At 71.3% G+C, this 18,296-nt stretch carries 11 protein-coding genes; 2 read left to right on the top strand and 9 right to left on the bottom strand.

Going from position 1 to position 18,296, the window contains the following annotated elements:
* Positions 1-314 precede the first annotated feature (314 nt).
* The 4 genes from AB0N06_RS24595 to AB0N06_RS24580 all read right to left on the bottom strand — a co-directional run bounded on the left by AB0N06_RS24595 (position 315) and on the right by AB0N06_RS24580 (position 5,042).
* On the bottom strand, positions 315-866 hold the full coding sequence (locus AB0N06_RS24595; protein ID WP_366136829.1) for a DUF1697 domain-containing protein: 552 nt from the start codon (positions 864-866) through the stop codon (positions 315-317).
* A gap of 152 nt (positions 867-1,018) precedes the next feature.
* Entirely contained in the window at positions 1,019-2,833 is a 1,815-nt protein-coding gene (locus AB0N06_RS24590) for an ABC transporter ATP-binding protein (protein ID WP_366136828.1), read from the bottom strand.
* A 437-nt stretch (positions 2,834-3,270) separates the two neighbouring features.
* On the bottom strand, positions 3,271-4,125 hold the full coding sequence (locus tag AB0N06_RS24585) for an ABC transporter permease (RefSeq protein ID WP_366136827.1): 855 nt from the start codon (positions 4,123-4,125) through the stop codon (positions 3,271-3,273).
* Entirely contained in the window at positions 4,122-5,042 is a 921-nt protein-coding gene (locus AB0N06_RS24580; RefSeq protein ID WP_366136826.1) for an ATP-binding cassette domain-containing protein, read from the bottom strand. Before AB0N06_RS24580 ends, AB0N06_RS24585 begins: the two co-directional genes overlap by 4 nt.
* Positions 5,043-5,249: 207 nt before the next feature.
* On the opposite strand from AB0N06_RS24580, the gene AB0N06_RS24575 reads away from it, so the two are divergent.
* Together AB0N06_RS24575 and AB0N06_RS24570 are read left to right on the top strand one after the other, a co-directional pair.
* Positions 5,250-6,425: a sensor histidine kinase gene (locus tag AB0N06_RS24575; RefSeq protein WP_366136825.1), complete on the top strand. Its 1,176-nt coding sequence runs from the start codon at positions 5,250-5,252 to the stop codon at positions 6,423-6,425.
* Positions 6,422-7,084, top strand: a complete 663-nt coding sequence (locus tag AB0N06_RS24570; RefSeq protein WP_366136824.1) for a response regulator transcription factor — start codon at positions 6,422-6,424, stop codon at positions 7,082-7,084. The genes AB0N06_RS24575 and AB0N06_RS24570 overlap by 4 nt, the downstream gene beginning before the upstream one ends.
* A gap of 271 nt (positions 7,085-7,355) precedes the next feature.
* On the opposite strand, the gene AB0N06_RS24565 is transcribed toward AB0N06_RS24570, so the two are convergent.
* The 5 genes from AB0N06_RS24565 to AB0N06_RS24545 all read right to left on the bottom strand — a co-directional run bounded on the left by AB0N06_RS24565 (position 7,356) and on the right by AB0N06_RS24545 (position 18,288).
* Complete coding sequence (locus tag AB0N06_RS24565; protein ID WP_366136823.1) at positions 7,356-8,579, bottom strand: hypothetical protein; 1,224 nt, start codon at positions 8,577-8,579, stop codon at positions 7,356-7,358.
* A gap of 423 nt (positions 8,580-9,002) precedes the next feature.
* Positions 9,003-10,490 carry a carboxylesterase family protein gene (locus AB0N06_RS24560; protein WP_366136822.1) on the bottom strand — a complete coding sequence of 496 codons (1,488 nt, stop codon included), beginning with the start codon at positions 10,488-10,490 and terminating at the stop codon, positions 9,003-9,005.
* 50 nt (positions 10,491-10,540) lie between these two features.
* On the bottom strand, positions 10,541-10,909 hold the full coding sequence (locus tag AB0N06_RS24555; protein ID WP_366136821.1) for a hypothetical protein: 369 nt from the start codon (positions 10,907-10,909) through the stop codon (positions 10,541-10,543).
* Between the two features lie 34 nt (positions 10,910-10,943).
* On the bottom strand, positions 10,944-12,725 hold the full coding sequence (locus AB0N06_RS24550) for a glycoside hydrolase family 3 N-terminal domain-containing protein (protein WP_366136820.1): 1,782 nt from the start codon (positions 12,723-12,725) through the stop codon (positions 10,944-10,946).
* A 112-nt stretch (positions 12,726-12,837) separates the two neighbouring features.
* Entirely contained in the window at positions 12,838-18,288 is a 5,451-nt protein-coding gene (locus AB0N06_RS24545; protein WP_366136857.1) for an MFS transporter, read from the bottom strand.
* Between the last annotated feature and the right edge of the window lie 8 nt (positions 18,289-18,296).

Below are 18,296 nucleotides of genomic sequence, written 5' to 3'. Positions count from 1 at the left end.
CTGCTCGAACGAAGCTGAGAGCTTGGGGAAGGAGCTACTAGGGCATTTCGGCAACGCAGCGAGCGTGCGTGCCAGACGCCGCGAGCCGGGCGCCCATTTTGTGAGCTCCTCTCAGACGCGGGCACCTTGAGACGCTGCGAGGGTCAAAGGGCGATGCCGGCGAGGCTGCGGATCGGGCCCGGGCTCACGCGAGAAGGGGCGACCGTGAACAGCTCCAGCGAATCCCGGCGATTTCGTTCTGCGTCGCCCACCCTCGATTCCCCGTCCAGAATCGGACAGGGGATGCGGGCCTCGGCCAAGCCCGGAATTGAGTGTCAGGACGCGCCCTTCTTGGCCGCGTCGAGAATCTTCACCACGGTGTGGAAGTAGCGCGTCGTCGCGTCGCGTCCCAGCGCGCGTTCCTGAAAGCCCTTGGCCGCGGGCGCCTTGCCGTTGATCAGATACCAGACGACGAAGGCGTCGTACTCGGTGCTGCCTATGATCTCCATGTCCTTCTTCGGGGAGGTCAGCGGCAGAGCCAGGTCCGGATCGATCCGCTCGGTCGTGAACACCACGCAGCAGCGCATGTCATGGGTGACCGTGACGTCCTTGAACGGGTCGAGCGCAATCAGCGCCTCCAGTTCCGGGACCGTACGCAGACAGACCGCGACCTCGTAGCCGAGCGTCTCTCCGAGATGGTCACCGATCCGGTCGCTGAGCACGGCACGGTCGGTCTCGGCGGACTCGAAGAAGACGTTCCCGCTCTGGATGTAGCTGCGCACGGAGTCGAATCCCATGTCCGTGAACAGGTTGCGCAAGTACTCCATCTTCACCGAACGGCCCGGCACATTCATCCCGCGCAGGAACGCGACGTACAGCAAATCCAACCACCTGTCCGCAAGAAAGGGGGGCATCTCAGCGTGCGCCAGCCAGCGTAGCGGTGACGGACCGGCGAGCTCGACGACCTCGCGCGGATGGCCGCCGACGGCGTTCACCTGCCCGGCGCCGTGAATGATGCCGCCTCCCACCGGGCCGGCCTTCAGTGCAGGTCGGCCTGCGGCGCGGGAGTGCCGTCGAGGAAGCCGCCCGACTGGTGCCGCCACAGCTTCGCGTAGGCGCCGTCCGACGCGAGCAGCTCCTGGTGTGTGCCCTGCTCGACGATCCGGCCGCGGTCCAGGACTACGAGCCGGTCCATCGCGGCGACCGTGCTCAGCCGGTGCGCCACCACGAGCGCCGTCCGCCCGTCCATGAGCCGCCACAACGCCTCCTGGACGAGGATCTCGCTCTCGGAGTCCAGGGCGCTGGTCGCCTCGTCGAGCAGCAGGATCGGCGCGTCGCGCAGGATCGCCCTGGCGAGGGCGACCCGCTGGCGCTGTCCGCCGGACAGCTTGAGACCGCGCTCACCCACCATGGTGTCGAAGCCGTCCGGCAGCGCGTCGGCGAACTCCGTGACGTGCGCCGCCTCGGCCGCGCGGCGGATCTGGGCGTCGGTGGCGTCCGGCCGGGCGAACGCGATGTTGTCCCGCAGCGTGCGGTGGAACATCGCCGGGTCCTGCGGCACGTAGGCGATCAGGCTGCGCACATCGGCCTGACGCAGCGTGCTGATGTCCTGACCCCCGATCAGGATCCGGCCGGCGTCGATGTCCGTCATCCGCAGCAGCAGCCGGGTGAGCGTGGTCTTGCCCCCGCCGGACCGGCCGACAAGGCCGATCTTCGCCCCGCTGTGCACGGCCAGGTCGAGGCACTCGAAGAGTGGCTCTGCACCCGCGTGGGCGAAGGTCACCTGCTCGAAGCGGACATCGGCGGCCCGGGAAAGCAGCGGCTCCGGCGACACCGGGTCGAGCACGGTCGGTGGCGTCAGGAGCAGTTCGGTGAATTGCGCGGCCTCCGTCATCGAGCTCTCCAGGCGGCGGTAGATCTGGTTGAACTCGAACATGATCCGCGTCGCGTTGGTGTAGTACGTGAAGGCGACAACGACCGCCTCCACGCCGTGCCCACCGCCACCGAGAGTCACCGCGAGCAGCAGGCCCAACGCGTTGGTCAGCACGGACATCGGCGCGACCAGCGTGTCGATGCGCAGGTTGCCGTAGTCCCACGACCTCAGCGTGAGCCGCCGTGACTCCGCGACGCGGGACCGGTGCTCGGCGGCCTCGCGCTTCTCGGCGGCGAATGCCCGGACCGTGTCCATGTTCATCAGGCTGTCGGCGACGTGGCCCGACACCCGGGCGATCGCCTCCTCGCGCTGGTCGACGAGCGACTGGCGGCGACGGATGAGGGGCGTCACACACAGCGCCGTCAGCGCGATCATCGCCAACAGCCCGACAACGAGCAGCGGTTCGTAGTGCCACAGCACCACAGACCCGAACACCAGCGGCACAAAACTGCCCACGACCGAGAACGTCAGCGTGTCGACGAGTTCCTCGAAGCGGGAGGCGAAGCTCAGGACCCGTTTGGTCAGCGAGCCGGCAAAGTTGTCGTGGAAGAACGCGGCGTCCTTGGCGAACAGTTCGTCCATGCCGATCACGTACAGGTGCTCGATGCCGAGGGCGTCGAGGCGGTTCAGAAAGTGCAGGCCGATACGCCACAGCGTCTCCGCGAGGAGCAGCACGCCGGCAAAGGCAAGGACGTAGGGCAGCGTCGAGCCGATGGACGTACCGGCGTCGCCGGCGATTCGGCCGACGAGCTTCGCGACGACCAGCGGCGCGATGTAGGCAATGCCGATGTTGCCGAGCGCCGGCAACAACATCGCGGGCACCGTCAGCCGCCGGAGCCTGGCCAACTCCCGTCCGTAGTAACGAAGTGCAAGGAGCACCGGGCCCCTGCCCGGCGCTTTGCGCGATTCAGGCGATCCCATACCAACCCTGTGTGGTCGTGCGGCGTCCCGCCTCGTGCTTCTGCGGGGTGAAGCCGTTGCCTCAGTGGCCGCGCGGAGCTTCGGTTCGAATGAGTGCGTCGCTCGGGTCGTCGTGCGACAGGCGGGGCACGGCGGCAGAGCCCCCGCGCAGCTCGTGGCGACGCATGTGTGCGAGTACGGGGAGGCCAGGCCCGGAACCTCAGTGTCCCGCGACAGCGCCCGTGGAGTCCAAGCGTTTTTCTCAGCCGGCGGCAATCCCGCATACAGGGTCGCCCCCGCCCACAGCGCCTCGCCGAGAACATCGCCGCCGCATCGAGAAGGCGATCGCCTTCGCAGATGACCATGGGTGAGAGACCCTCATCGAGGATGCGACAAGCTTCCGGAGCCTCGCCCTGGCATGTGCCTCGGGGCCCGATATCCGCTCCCCGGAGGCACGTTCACACGTCGCGGCGCCGCACGACGAGCACCGCGAGCACGACCGCGACGAGCGGCCAGAGCGCGTACACGATCCAGGACCCGGGAACCGTGGCGGTGAACATGTGGGAGTCGGGCGACGGCCCCCAGTTCTGGACCAGGCGCCTCCAGGCGCTGACCACCATCGCGTGGTTGACGTGGGCGGACCAGGGCTTGGTGTCCGAGAAGAGCTGGGGCAGCATCAGAAGCGTGAAGGTACTGGTGACCATGGTCGCGGCGCTGTGCCGGACCAGGACGCCCAGGCCCAGACCGATCAGTGCGCAGACCGGGGCCAGCAGCGCGGATGCCGCCAGCGCCCGGAGCACCCCCGGGTGGGTGATCGTGACCCCGGCGTGCCGACCGCTGAGGATGGCCTGGGAGACCAGGAAGGAATCGGTGGAGATGACCGTGCCGACCGCTGTCCAGAGCGCTGTGGTGACGACCGCCTTGGCCAGTACAACCGAGCTGCGGGCAGGTACGGCCACGGTGGTGGTCCGGATCAGGCCGCTGCTGTACTCGCTCACGACGGTGATGGCGCCCATGCTCCCGGCGACGAGCATCAGCGTCCAGTAGCCGGCCGGCGGATAGGCGTCGAAGGGCAGGAAGTCGGGAGGCTGCCGCGTGCTCGGGCCGGCGCCCGCGAGGTTGTTGTAGTGCGCCAGCGCGGCCGCGGCGGCGGACCCGATGACGAACAGGGTGGTGAGTGCGATCGTCCACGGGGTGGAGCGCAGCGACCGCATCTTGATCCACTCGGAGGCGAGCAGGTCGCGGAAGCGGGCGGGCGGCTCGGCGACGGGCGCGGCCGAGGTGGTCATGGGGGCGGAGGCGAGTGGTGTCATCGGGGCTGTCCTGCCAGGTATTCGACGCTGTCGGCGGTGAGTTCCATGAATGCCTCCTCCAGAGAGGCGGTTCGGGTGGTCAGCTCGTTCAGCAGGATCCGGTTCTCGAAGGCGAGTGCTCCGATCCGGTCCGCCGGCAGCCCGGTTACGACGAGCTTCTCGGCGCCCGCCGAGCCTTCCGGCTCGACCGACGCGCCTGCGGCGGTCAGCACCGCTGCCAGCTCCGCGGCCTGCGGTGTACCCACCACGACGCTGAGCCGGGTACTGCGGGCCGCGAAGTCCCGTACCGACTCGGCGGCGATGAGCCGGCCCCGGCCGATGACGACAAGCTGGTCGGCGGTGTTCTCCATCTCCGACATCAGGTGGCTGGAGAGGAAGACCGTGCGCCCCTCGGCGGCCAGACGCCGGAAGAGGCGGCGCACCCAGAGCACGCCCTCCGGGTCCATGCCGTTGATCGGCTCATCAAACATCAGCACGGGCGGATCGCCGAGCAGGGCTGTGGCGATACCGAGCCGCTGCTTCATGCCGAGCGAGAACCCGCCGATGCGGCGGGTCGCCGCCTCGGCCAGCCCCACCTCCCGCAGCACCTCCTCCACCCGACGCAGCGGGATGCCGTTGCTGCGGGCCAGAGCGGAAAGGTGGGCCGCCGCGCTGCGGCCGCCGTGCACCTGGCCGGCGTCGAGGAGGGCGCCGACGTGCCGCAGTCCGCGTGGGTGGTGGTGGAAGGGAACGCCGCTGACGGTGGCGGCGCCGCCGGTGGGCGCGTCCAGGCCGAGGATCACCCGCAGGGTGGTGGTCTTGCCGGCTCCGTTGGGGCCGAGGAATCCGGTGACCTGCCCAGGCCGCACGGTGAAGGACAGATGGTCGACGGCGGTCTTGCCGCCGTATCGCTTGGTGAGTTCATTGACCTCGATCACAGGAGCAACCCTGCCCCGAGGTCCTCGTCCGGGCATGGGGCCGGGGGCGGCAATCGCGCGGCCGGGTTAGCCCGCGGGCGTACATCCCCGGGCCGATGCCGCGCGGGCAGCGGCTGAATAGGCTCGCGGCATGGACGTCACACCGACCACTCCGTTGCCCGCGTGCGTTTCGCATCGCAGCCTCCCCCTCGAAAGGGCACACCGCCGATGACCAGGACGAAGGTCATGGCCTGGTCGGGGGGTGTCCTGTACCTCTTCATGCTGGTTCTGCTGGTGGGGGGCGCGCCGCGGGCTTCGGGCACGGTCCACGCTGTCGGGTCGCTGCTGGCTGTGAGCCTGCTCGTCGGCGTGCTGCGACGGATGCCCTTGCTGGCTCTGGCCTTGACGCTCTTCGGATCCACCGCCGTGGTGGTGTTCACTCCCGGCTCCGTCCATGCGAGCGCGGCGGTGTCGTTCCAGGGCCAGTTTCTGTCGTTTCTGGCGGTGGACCTCGTCCTGGGCTTCATTGTCGCCACCCGCACGCGGCGAGCTTCGATCGTCGCCGTGGCCGTATCTTTCACCGTGCAGGCCTTGCTGATCGGCGGCTTCGCGCACGGGGACAACCTGAGCGTCAACGGCGTGATCGCCCTCTTGGCGCTGGCCGCATCCTGCATGGTCGGTCTGCTGAGTCGCGAGCGCCGCGAGCACGCGCTGGCGCTGCGTTCGCAGGAGGTGGCCGAGGCCGTGACCGCCGAACGGCTGCGGATCGCACGGGAGTTGCACGACATGGTCGCGCACAGTATCGGCATCATCGCCATCCAGGCCGGGGTGGGGAGCCGGGTCATCCAGACACAGCCCGCAGCGGCCCGCGAAGCGCTGCGCGCCATCGAGGCAACCAGCAGAGAGACTCTGTCGGGCCTTCGGCGCACGCTGGTGGCGCTCCGTCAGGCCGACCCGGGTGAGGCGGCCTCAGGGCGGGCACCGCTCGCGCCCTCGCCGGGGCTTGATGACGTCGAACAGCTGGCGGCGGCGACCGCGGACGCCGGCGTACGCGTCGACGTACGCCGCAGTGGGGAGCAGCGTCCTTTGCCGGCGGACATCGACCTGTCCGCCTACCGTATCGTGCAGGAGGCGCTGACCAACGTGGTCCGCCACGCGGGCACCGGGCGTTGCCAGGTGGCCATCGGCTACGGGGACGAGGAGCTGTCCGTGGAGGTCATCGACGACGGGTGCGGCGCCGCCGAGAACGGCTTGGCCCACGGCTTCGGCCTCGTCGGCATGCGGGAACGGGTCCACCTGCTGCACGGCCACCTCAGCGCCGGGCCGCGTCCCGAGGGCGGCTTCCGTGTGGCGGCCCGGCTGCCGCTGCCCGAACCCGTCGGAGTTCCGGTGGAGGCCCGATGACCGTCCGGATCGTGCTCGCCGACGACCAGCCGTTGGTGCGGTCCGGTCTACGCGTACTCATGGCCGATCACCCCGACCTGGAGATCGTCGGTGAGGCCGCCACCGGCGTCGAGGCGGTCCAACTGGTCACGGATATCAGCCCCGACGTCGCGGTGATGGACATCCGGATGCCCGGCATGGACGGGATCGAGGCCACGCGACAGATCACCGCCCGTCCGGCAACGACCCGTGTCCTCGTTCTGACCACCTTCGACGAGGATGACCACGTCTACGGCGCACTCCGGGCCGGCGCGAGCGGATTCGTGGTCAAGGACATGGCGGTGGACGACATCCTCGCGGCGATCCGCGTGGTCGCCGCCGGCGACGCACTGATCGCGCCGGGTGTGACGCGCCGTCTGATCGCGGACTTCGCCGGGCGCCCCGAGGCTGCCCCGAAGCGCTCCCCACAGCCGGTCGAGGGCATCACCGAGCGGGAACGGGAAGTGCTGACCCTGGTCGGACGCGGCCGGTCGAACACCGAGATCGCCGAGGATCTCTTCATCACGGTGGCCACTGCGAAGTCGCACGTGTCACGGCTGTTGACCAAACTGGGGGCCCGGGACCGGGTTCAGCTCGTGATCACCGCATATGAGGCGGGGCTGGTCACGCCGGCTCGCTGAGGGCGTCTCCGGTGGCATCGGTCACCAGGCCGCCTACCGGGCCCGACGCGCCGAGCGGGTACGCGAAGTCGTCCCCAATCCGACGGGTGGGGATGCGCGCTGGTCCGGCTCCGCGACGCCGCGTCCGGACCGGCGACCAGACGTCGTGCGTCTCGTCGTGGCGGACACGCACGCCGTCACCCCGGGTGCGCGGCCTTGGGGCGGCCGGTGCGCGGCCCCATGGCCGCGCACCGGCTCCGGGCCGCGCACCCGGGGTGACGTCCTCAGGTCGTCAGTTCGTCGCGTCCGGCTTCACGATGTCCGGAAGCTTCGCCTCGAACAGCTCGTCGAGCTTCATCGACGGCAGGATGTGGCCCTGGTTGGCGGCGTCATTGGCGACGCTCGCGCCCCACGTGGAGGACGCGAGACGCTGGTTGGGCGTGCCGTGGTGCCCGTTGCTCGTGAAGCCGCAGTCGCCGACCTGGTAGAAGGACTTGGCGGAGTCCAGCACTCGCTTGGTGTTGAGGGCCTCGCCGCGCGAGTGGGTGAGGAAGTACGTGCCGAACGCGTCCGCCATCAGCTCGGTGCGCCGGGTGGCCTCCGGCCCGGTGAGCTTGCTGGCGAACAGGCCGTCCTCGTACTGCACGTGGTGGCCGAACTCGTGGGCGAGGATGGCGCGCGGGGCGGTGTCGTCCAGGCCGATGGCCTTCGTGGCCTGGAGGATGCCGTCACCCATGACGATGCGGTCGGAGATGCCCAGCGGCTGCGGGTCTTCCTTCTCGGAGTAGGCGAACGCGTTGAAGGTGAACATCGGGTTGGCGCCGTCCTGCAGCACAGGCTCGTACTGGACCAGCGCGATGATCAGCCACGCCAGGCCCATGTTGTCCTCGGGCGTGCCGCCGTACAGCACGGACAGGGTGCGGGAAAGCCGCTCCGGGGAGGAGAAGACATCGGTGCCGTGCATCGGCATGAGCTGGATGTCGCCGGAGTAGATGTCCCAGAACTTCTTGAGGTCCTTGCCCTCGGACGTCAGCTCGTTGGTGTACTCACCATTGACGCCGAAGGTGTTGGACTTGGACTCGGTGCCGAACAGCAGCGCGTCATAGGTGGGCATGTCGAACCCGCCCAGGAGGTAGAGGAAGAAGACCAGCATGGGCTGGTCAGCGCCTGCCAGCAAGCTGTCCGCGTAGGCCGACAGCTCCGTGTCCTGGCACTGGTAGTCGCCCGGGTTGATGGCGCTGTTGCGGATGTCCGCCCACTGGGTGTCGGCTATGCCGTACTTGGCGGCGGCGGCCGCGCGGCGCGACTGCCAATCGGCCGGCAGCTTGGCCAGGATCTCGTCGACGAGGGCCTTCGCCTTCGGGTCGAGCTTGGAGGTGTCGATCACCGAGCTGAGGGACGCCGCGGTGGCGGCGGTGGCCGTCGTGTCGTCCGCGGCCGTCGCCGGCAGGGCTGCGCCGAGGGTGCAGGTGGCGGCGGTCACGAGAGTGACGGCCCAGGCGAGGGTCTTCTTCACAGGAATCTCCTTGGTCTGCGGAGCCGACGCGTCGGCCGTCCTTGTGGGACGGGTCCGGCGGTTGGCTATGCCGTGGCCACGAGTCTGCAAATAAAGCACCCTCTGGAGAAGCCGTCGGCGCTGTCGGAAGCCGGCATGGCAGGAAAGTGACAGACGCCATGCACTCATGTGAACGCTCGGGGTGACCATCCCTCACCTGACGAAGCGCCATCCCGCGCATCGTCCTGCCCGGCGGTAGTCACCGGCCCCCGAAGGTGGCCCCCGGCTGTCTGGAGGCGCTCGCGCGTGGCGTCGCGTACTCAGTGGTCCACGGCGCCCGGGCACTGCGTGACCCGGTACGCCGGGAGGCGATTCAGACCTGCGTCAACCTGGCCGGTGCCGACCTCTGGCGTTCGCCGTCACCTCTGGCCAGGCTTGGGATGGTCAGGTGAGCCAGATGTCCCGGACGGTGCGCAGCGGGTCGCGCTCCGCCCGGGGTTCGCTGTCCCAGAGCATCGTGGTGCGCCGGGCGTCGTAGGGCGGCCAGGAGGCTCCCGGGTCGAGGTCTCGGACGAAGGCGACCCAGGCAGCGTGCAGGGTGTCGGCGAGCGCCTGTGGTGGGTGGTCGCCGAGGGCAGCGGTCGCGCCGTCGGCGTCCAGCAGGTCGAAGGCGAACGGGAGGTCGATGCAGTGGTAGGCGTGCCCGGCGCGGCCGGGAGCGGTGCCGGACCATTCGAACTGGTAGAGCCAGGTGGGCAGTCCGCGGGCGGCGCGGGCCTCGGCGAGCGCCACGCCGGGCGCGCGGAAGAGCCAGTCGGTGATCGCCTGTCCGTCGGTCGCCGGGTGGTGGTCGAGGAAGCGGGCGGTGCGGGCCTCGTCCAGCCCCAGTGCGGCCAGCAGGCCCCGCAGCGCCTCACCGCCGTCGGACTCCCCAGTGGTGTCCCCGGCGTCCTCACCTGCGTCCGCCTCGCCGACCGGCGCGGCGAACTCGTGCGCGGTGAAGCCGAGCATCAGCGGCACGTTCGCGCCCGCGTGCCCGCCGGCAAGTGCTTCCTGGACCGGGACGGGGATGAGCTCGCCGTCGGCGAAGGGGGCAAGGAGCAGCTGCGGGAGTTCGTCGCGGCCGGGACCCGGTGTGTCCAGGGCGTCCTGGAAGGCGAGCAACTCCTCGTCGGTGGCGTGGCGCAGTGCGGCCGCAGTGGCGGGCACGCCGGTCCGTTCGGCGAACAGGGCGGTCACCGTACGCGCGTTCACCGGTTCCTGCGGCCGCATCACCGCGCCGGAGACCGAGACTGCCGCGCGGAACAGCCCCTGTGCGGCCGGGGTGGCGAGCAGGGTCTGGACGGCGCCGCCACCCGCCGACTGGCCGGCGACGGTCACCTTGGCCGGGTCGCCGCCGAACGCGCGGATGTTGTCGCGCACCCATTCCAGGGCGGCGATCCAGTCCCGGACGCCGCGGTTGTCGGGAGCGTCCGGGAGATGCAGGAAGCCCTCCACCCCGAGCCGGTAGCCGACCGAGACCACGACCACGCCGTCCCGGTTGAAGGCCGCGCCGTCGTACCAGGGACTGGCGGAGCAACCGGCGACGAAGCCGCCCCCGTGGATCCAGACCAGGACCGGCAGGCCCGCCGGCGGGGCGAGGTCCGGGGTGAAGACGTTGAGGTTGAGGGTGGAATCGCCTGGGATGACCGGCTCGGGGATGACGGTGACGTCCGCGAACGGGCGGCGCTGGGCGGTCGGCCCGTACGCGGTCGCGTCGAGAACCTCGGTCCACGGCCGAGGCGGCACCGGCGCGGCGAAGCGGAGGTCGCCGACCGGCGGCTGGGCGTAGGGGATGCCGAGGAAGCGGATGCTTCCATCGCGGCGCTCGCCGCGCACTGGGCCCCGGCGGGTCGGGACGACGGGGCGGTCCTGAGATGCTGAGGAGGTCATGGTGTGCTCGTTCTCTTCTTTCCGCTGGGGGTTGACGGGCCGCCGGGTGCTCACGGGCGGGGAGCCTCGTGCTCGGCAAAGTGGCGGAGCCGGTTCAGTTCCTTGCCGATGCCCGTCTGGGCACCGAAGGTGCGGTCGGCCGTCACGGGGGTGACCGAGATGTGGCCGTCGCGCAGCAGGGCCGTGGAGTCGACATCCGGGACGGTCTCTGTGCGGTCGTCGCCGGGGTTCTCCTCGCAGAAGCCGAGCGTGATGTCGAAGCTGTCGCCGCCGCCCGCACGGGCCTCGTACTCGTGCCGGACGGCTCGGCCGTGACCGACGCACGTGAGTCGTGCGGCCTTGGCGGGGCGGCCGGCGGTGATGTCGGGGTAGTCGACCTGGACGGCGAAGCGGTCGGTGAACAGGCCGCAGTCGCGCATCCCGGCGAGCAGCCGGGCGGCGAAATCGGCGCACTCACACCTCCAGGCCGGCGCCGAACGGGAAGACCGGGTCGGCCGTGTCGTGGGGCACGTCTGGCCGGGAGGACTCGACGGCGGCCATCGAGCGCGGGAGTTCGAACGGCAGCCGCCCCTCGGCCCGGGCGCGACCGAAGGCGACATCGAGCATCGCCTCGTCGCTCGCACCGTAGTCGGCGACCAGAGCGGCCGCGCGCTCGGCGATCTCCGGGACGACGGCGGGCCGTTCGAGATTGAGCAGAACGATCGTCGGCACCGCGTCGAGCACCCGCAGAATCGGTGCCAGCTCGCTCTCGGTGAAGTCCAGGCGGCCGGAGTGGAACATCGACTCGAAGCGATTCGCCCGGTACTCGTACGGGGTGAACAGGCGGAGCACCGCGAGGTCGGCCTCAGCCGGGGTGGTGACCGGCTCTCCGTACCGGGCGACAACCGCGCGGTCGAGGCCCTCGGTGTAGAGCCTAGGTCGGGGGTGGGTGACCGGAAGAGTGCGCTCGTGGTTGACGAGAACGGTGAGCGAACGGCGCTGGGCCTCGGCGCCGGCGCCACGGAACTCGCTGTTGCCGACTATCTCCTCGGCGGCGTCCGGGTCGACGTAGCGGTGGTCGAAGAGCCCGAGGACGAACTTCTCGCGCAACAGGCGGCGCACCGAGTCGTCAAGCCGCCGCTCGTCGACGCGGCCGGAGCGGACCAGTTCGACGACCACCTCGGGGCACTCCTCGCCGCCGAACTGGTCCACGCCGGCGTCGAGCGACTTGGCCGCGCGTTCCGGCACAGTGAGGTGCTCGACGCCCCAGGCCCGGGCCTGGTGCAGCTCTCCGAAGATCGGGGCATCGGTGAGCAGGCCCCAGTCGGTGCAGACGATGCCTCGGAAGTCGAGCTCCTCGCGGAGCAGGCCGGTGACGACGCCCTTGTTGAAACCGAAGCCGACCTCCTCCCAGTCGGTGCCGATCGGCTGGCCGTAGTAGGGCATCATCTGCGCGGCGCCGACCTCGATCGCCGCCCGGAACGGCGCCAGGTGGTAGTCGCGCATCCCGCCCGGGTAGACCTGCTCCTTGCCGTGTGGAAAGTGCGGGTCCTCGCCGTCCTTCTGCGGGCCGCCGCCGGGGAAGTGCTTGACCATCGTGGCCACGCTCCGCGGCCCGAGGCTCTCGCCCTGGAAGCCGCGGACGTACGCCTGGACGAGTTCCGAGGTGAGCCCGGCGTCGGCTCCGAACGTACCGACCTGGCGGGCCCAGCGGGGCTCCGTGGCGAGGTCGATCTGGGGGTGGAGGGCGACCCGCAGGCCGACCGCCAGGTATTCGCGGCGGGCGATGTCGGCGAAGCGGTGGACCAGTTCGGGGTCGCGGACGGCGGCCAGGCCGATCGCCTCGGGCCAGGCGGAGAAGTCCCCGGCGTGGATGGAGGCGCCGATGTTGAGGGTGAAGGAGTGGCGGGGGTCGGTGGAGACGGTGACCGGGATGCCCAGCCGGGTACCGGCCGCGATCTCCTGGACGGCGTTGTGCCACTCGGCGAGCTGCCGGGGGCCGGCGGTCCCGACGAGATTGAAGTGGTTCATTGCCTGGTCGCGGATCATCCCCGTGGTGTCACTGGGGATCACCGACTCGTCGCCGTCCTCGACCGGGCGCCCGTCGGGGTGCATCGGCAGGATGGTGTGGAAGAGCAGGCCGGCCTTCTCCTCCAAGGTCATCCGGGCGAGCAGGTCGGCGACTCGCTCGTCGACGGACCGGGCCGGGTCCTGGTACGGGTGGCCGTCCGGACGGGGGGCGGGGGTGGTGTGCACGGGCAGATCTCCAGGGTAGAGCGGGTCGGTACGGAGCCGGCCGCCCGGTGGCGGCCGCGGGCACGGGACTTCGGCGACAAGCCGCGGACGCGGCCGTCTGCGGGCGCCCTCATCAGCGGACGCCCTTGATCGGGGCCACCGCGAGCGCCCCGAGCGCGATGATGAGGGCACCCACCGCGTACAGGCCGTTGTAACCGAGCGAGCCGACGACGAGGGCCGCAACGAAGGGGGCGACGATCTGCGGACCGGCGTTGGCCATGTTCAGGACGCCCAGGTCGCGGGCGGCGTCGGCGGCGCTCGGCAGCACGAGCGTGACCAGGGCGGTGTCCACGGCCATGAAGCAGCCGAAGGAGACCCCGGTGAGCGCGGTGAAGAGCAGCATGCCGGTCCAGTCGGGCTTGACCACCGGGATCATCATGGTGACGGCGCTCAGCAAGCAGGAGGCTGCGATCAGCGGCTTGCGCCGCCCGAGCCGGTCGGAGAGCAGCCCGCCGAGGCGCGCGGCCTCGTCCTCGCGGATCACGGCGGCCAGCGGCCGGTCGAGATGGGCGTCGAGCGCGGCGACCGCCTCGTCGAAGGCGTGCGCGAACACGGGGTGGGCGCGGTGCAGCTGTGCGCCCATACCGAGACGCTGCGCGCCCTGGCCGGAGAAGACGAAGGCGGTGGAGCCGCCGCCGGACGGGACGGTGTCCGCGCCGTCGACGAGGGAAGCGGGCGGGGCGCCGCCGGCGAGGACCGCCAGGTCGCGCAGGGCCTGTGCCCGGTCGGTGACCAGTAGGGCGGCGCGCGTCTCCAGGGGGGTGCGGGTGGTGGCCAGGGAGTGGGCGACGTCGAGCGCGCTCGCACCGGGCCGCGCTTCCAGGTGGGCGAGGAGGCGTTCGGCCTGGCGGGCGATGCCCTCCGGGTCACGGGCAGACAGCAGCCAGGGGACGGGCGCGGTGTCCGCGTGCGCGTCGGCGGAGATCTCGGGGGCGGCCGGGGGCGCTTCGATGATGACGTGGGCGTTGGTGCCGCTGATGCCGAACGACGACACCCCCGCGCGACGCGGCCGATCCCCTTCCGGCCACGGGCGCGCGGCCGTCAGCAGGACGACGTCACCCGTCTCCCAGTCGACCTTCGGTGAGGGCTCGTCCAGGTGGAGCGACCTCGGCAGGACGCCGTGGCGCATCGCCTCGACCATCTTGATGACTCCGGCGATGCCTGCGGCGGCCTGGGCGTGGCCGATGTTGGACTTGATCGAGCCGAGGTACAGCGGCCTGCCCTCCGCGCGGTCCTGGCCGTAGGTGGCGAGGAGCGCCTGGGCCTCGATGGGGTCGCCCAGGGTGGTGCCGGTGCCGTGCGCCTCGACGGCGTCCACGTCGGCCGGGGCGAGGCGCGCGTTCGCGAGGGCCTGGCGGATGACGCGCTGCTGGGACGGGCCGTTGGGGGCCATGAGGCCGTTGCTGGCACCGTCCTGGTTGACGGCGCTGCCGCGCAGGACGGCCAGCACCGGATGGCCGTTCCGGCGGGCGTCGGAGAGCCGCTCGATGACGAGCATGCCCGCGCCCTCGGACCAGGCGGCGCCGTCGGCGGCCGAGGAGAACGAGCGGCACCGGCCGTCGCGGGAGAGTCCGCGCTGACGGGCGAACTCGATGAACGTCTCGGGGGTGGACATGACGGTCACCCCGCCGACCAGGGCGAGCCCGCATTCGCCGGACCGTACGGCCTGGGCGGCCAGGTGCAGCGCCACCAGGGACGACGAGCACGCGGTGTCGACGGCGAGCGAGGGCCCTTCGAGGCCGAAGGTGTACGAGACACGGCCGGGACCCAGCGATCCGGCGGCGTTGTTGCCCGCGTAGTCGTGGTACATCGTGCCGGTGAAGACGCCGGTCGACGTGCCCTTGAGCGACGACGGGTCGATCGCCGCGCGTTCCATGGCCTCCCAGGCGACCTCCAGCAGCAGCCGGTGCTGCGGGTCGGTGGTCAGCGCGTCGTTCGGGCTGATGCCGAAGAACCCGGGGTCGAAGTCGGCGGCGTCGTGCAGGAATCCGCCGTGGCGTGCGTAGCAGGTGCCGGGGCGGGTGGACTCGGGGTCGTAGAGCCGCTCCAGGTCCCAGCCCCGGTTGCGGGGGAACTCGGTGATGGCGTCGACACCGTCGTCGACGAGCTGCCAGAGGTCCTCGGGCGAGCGCACACCTCCGGGGTAGCGGCAGGCCATGGAGACGATGACCACGCGGTCGTCATCGGTGGACGGCGCGGCGACCGTCGCGGCGGCGGCGGTGCTGTCGCCCGCGAGCAGGGAGTCCAGGTGTGCGGCGACGGCGCGGGCGCTGGGGTGGTCGAAGACCAGGGTGGCGGGCAGGCGCAGTCCGGTCGCGATGGTGAGCTGGTTACGCAACTCCATCGCGGTCAGCGAGTCGAAGCCGATCTCGGTGAAGGCGCGGTCGGGCTCGACGTCGGCGGCCGATCCGTGGCCGAGCACGGAGGCCACCTGCGCCCGTACGAGATCGAGCAGGGTGCGAGAGCGCTCCTTCGGGGCCAGGGCGGCGAGTCCGTCACGCGGCTGATCGCCCGGTGCGGCGGACGCGGCGCGGGCCTTGCGGCGGACCAGGCCCGACAGGATCGGCGCCAGCGGTTCCGTCGCCCGCAGGGTCTTGAGGTCGAGGCGGATCGGCAGCAGGAGCGCGTCGTCCAGCCGCCCGGCCTCGTCCAGCAGCGACAGGCCGTGGGCGGCGGCGAGCGGCTGCACACCGGACCGGTTCATGCGCCGCAGGTCGGTGGCGTCCAGGCCGCTCGCCATGCCGTCGTCGTCGGACCACAACCCCCAGGCGAGCGACTGCGCGGGCAGGCCCTGTCCCTGGCGTAGGGAGGCGAGGGCGTCCAGGAAGGCGTTGCCGGCGGCGTAGTTGGCCTGGCCGGGGTTGCCGAGGACACCGGCGACGGAGGAGAAGAGGACGAACGCGGAGAGGTTCAAGGGGGCCGTGAGCTCGTGCAGGTTCCAGGCCGCGTCGATCTTCGGCCGCAGGACCCGGGCCAGTTGGGCGGCGGTGAGCGATCCGAGGGTGGCGTCGTCGAGTACGCCCGCGCAGTGGACGACGGCGGTCGGCGGGTGCAGGGTCAGCAGGGCACGGGCGGCGTCCCGGTCGGCGAGGTCGCACGCGACGACGGTCACCTCGGCGCCCAGACCGGCCAGTTCGGCGCGCAGTGCGTCGGCTCCCGGCGCGTCGGGACCCCGGCGGCTGGTCAGCACCAGGCGGCGTACCCCGTGGGCGGTGACCAGATGGCGGGCGACGAGGGCGCCGAGGGTGCCGGTGCCGCCGGTGACCAGGATGACCGCGTCGGCGTCGACAAGTGAAGGCCAGTCCGCCGTGTCCGGTGCGGGCCGGGCGCGCACCAGTCGGGGCGCCCACACACCGCTGTCCCGCAGCGCCGTCTCGGGTTCGCCGGAGGCGAGGAGTGCGGCGAGGTCGAGAGGGACATCGGTGTCGGTGTCGGCGTCGGTGTCGGTGTCGGTGTCGCCGAGCAGGATCCGGCCGGGGTTCTCGGCCTGGGCGGACCGCACCAGACCGGCGACGGCCGCGGCCGCCGGATCGGTGACCGTCTCGCCGGGCAGGGCGGCGGCGCCCCGGGTGACGACGAGCAGCCTGCTCGACGCGAACCGCTCGTCCGTCAGCCATTCCTGGACGACGCCGAGGACACGCGCGGTCAGCTCGTGAGCCCCGGACACCATGTCGCCGTCGGATGCCGGGCACTCCCAGACCAGCACGGCCGCCTCGGGAAGGACGCCGTTGTGGTGGTCTCCCCAGGTCACGGCGGTGGCCGCGGGTGCGGCGGGGATGGGAGGTGCGACCTGCGTCCACCGGACGGAGTACAGGGAGCCGCGCTGCGTCCCGGCCGTGGGTGCGACGGCCACCGGCCGGGTGACGAGAGCGCCCACGGAGAACACGGGCCGCCCGTCGGTGTCGGCGCCGTCCACGGTGATGCTGTCGGTACCGGACGGGGTGATTCGCACCCGGAGCCGGGCCGCGCCCGTGGCGTGGAAGCGCACGTTCCTCCAGGCGAACGGGAGGTGGGCCACACCTCGTTCGCCGGGGGTCGCGTCGGGGTCGTCGAGGAGCGAGGCGTGCAACGCGGCGTCGAGCAGGGCGGGGTGCACGCCGTAGTGTTCGGCGTCGGCACCCGAGGCCTCCGGCAGCGCGACGTCCGCGTAGATCTCGCCGTCCCGCCGCCAGGCGGCGCACAGGCCCTGGAAAACGGGCCCGTAGGCATAGCCCTGGGCCAGCAACTGTTCGTACACGCCGTCCAGTTCGACGGCGACGGCACCTTCCGGGGGCCATACGGCGGCATCGAAGACCGGCACCGGGGTGTCCGGGAGCAGGACGCCCTCGGCGTGCAGCGTCCAGCGGGCGTCGGCTGTGTCGTCGGCTTCGTCCCGTGCGTGAACGGTGACGCTCCGGGAGCCGGAACCGTCGTCGGCACCCACCTGGACACGGACCTGGACACCACCGTGGGGCGGCAGCACCAAGGGCGCCTGGAGGGTGAGTTCGTCGAGCGCGTCGCACCCGACCTGGGCCCCGGCACAGAGCGCCAGCTCCACCAGCCCCGCCCCGGGGAACAGCACCGACTCCCCCACACGGTGGTCGGCAAGCCACGGATGGGTGCCGAGGGACAGCCGTCCCGTCAGCACGGGCCCGTCGGTGCCGGGGAGCGCGACGGCGGCCGGGAGCAGCGGGTGGCCCGGGTGGTCCAGACCCAAGGAGCCGGCGTCGAGGCCGCCCAGTTCCGCTTCCAGCCAGTACCGCTCGCGCTGGAAGGCGTACGTCGGCAGGTCAATCCGCCGAGCACCCGAACCCTCGAAGTACCGGGCCCAGTCGACTCCCACCCCGGCCACGTGCAGCTGACCGAGAGCGGAGACCACCGTGGACACCTCGGGACGGCCCTTGCGCACGAAAGGCACGAAGACAGACGTCTCCGACTCCACCGACTGCCGCGCCATCGCGCTCAGCACACCATCCGGACCAACCTCGACGAACGACGTCACACCACGCGACACGACGTACGACACCGCATCCGCGAACCGCACCGCCTCGCGGACGTGCCGCACCCAGTAGTCGGCCGAGCCCCAGTCCGCCGCCAGATCCCCGGACACCCCCGACACGACAGGAATCGACGGGGCGCCGAACGACAGCCCGGCCACCACCGCACCGAACTCCGCCAGCATCGGCTCCATCAACGGCGAATGGAACGCGTGCGACACCCGCAGGACACTCGTCCTGCGGTCCTGCGCCTCGAACGTGGCGACCAGCTCGGCAACCGCCGCCTCCACACCCGAGACCACCACCGAACGCGGCCCGTTGACCGCCGCGATCCCCACCTCGGCGTTCAGCAGCGAAAGCACCTCGGCCTCCGCCGCCTCCACCGCCACCATCGACCCACCGGCGGGCAGCGCCTGCATCAACCGGCCCCGGGTGACGACCAGTTCGGCCGCGTCCGGCAACGACAGCGCACCCGAAACATGCGCGGCAGCAATCTCACCGACCGAATGACCCACCAGGAAATCCGGACGCACACCCCACGACTCCACCAACCGGA

It is taken from the genome of Streptomyces sp. NPDC051020 (genome assembly GCF_040683105.1).
In the GTDB taxonomy this organism is placed as follows: Bacteria; Actinomycetota; Actinomycetes; order Streptomycetales; family Streptomycetaceae; genus Streptomyces.
The sequence above is the reverse complement of the archived record's forward strand: the minus strand, read 5'-3'. Positions and strand labels throughout refer to the sequence as shown.

Bases quoted from the DNA above. Each gene is read 5' to 3' on its own strand.
- AB0N06_RS24570 (WP_366136824.1), top strand. From the start codon at position 6,422: ATGACCGTCCGGATCGTGCTCGCCGACGACCAGCCGTTGGTGCGGTCC.
- AB0N06_RS24560 (WP_366136822.1), bottom strand. From the start codon at position 10,490: ATGACCTCCTCAGCATCTCAGGACCGCCCCGTCGTCCCGACCCGCCGG.
- AB0N06_RS24590 (WP_366136828.1), bottom strand. From the start codon at position 2,833: ATGGGATCGCCTGAATCGCGCAAAGCGCCGGGCAGGGGCCCGGTGCTC.
- AB0N06_RS24585 (WP_366136827.1), bottom strand. From the start codon at position 4,125: ATGACACCACTCGCCTCCGCCCCCATGACCACCTCGGCCGCGCCCGTC.
- AB0N06_RS24575 (WP_366136825.1), top strand. From the start codon at position 5,250: ATGACCAGGACGAAGGTCATGGCCTGGTCGGGGGGTGTCCTGTACCTC.
- AB0N06_RS24555 (WP_366136821.1), bottom strand. From the start codon at position 10,909: ATGCGCGACTGCGGCCTGTTCACCGACCGCTTCGCCGTCCAGGTCGAC.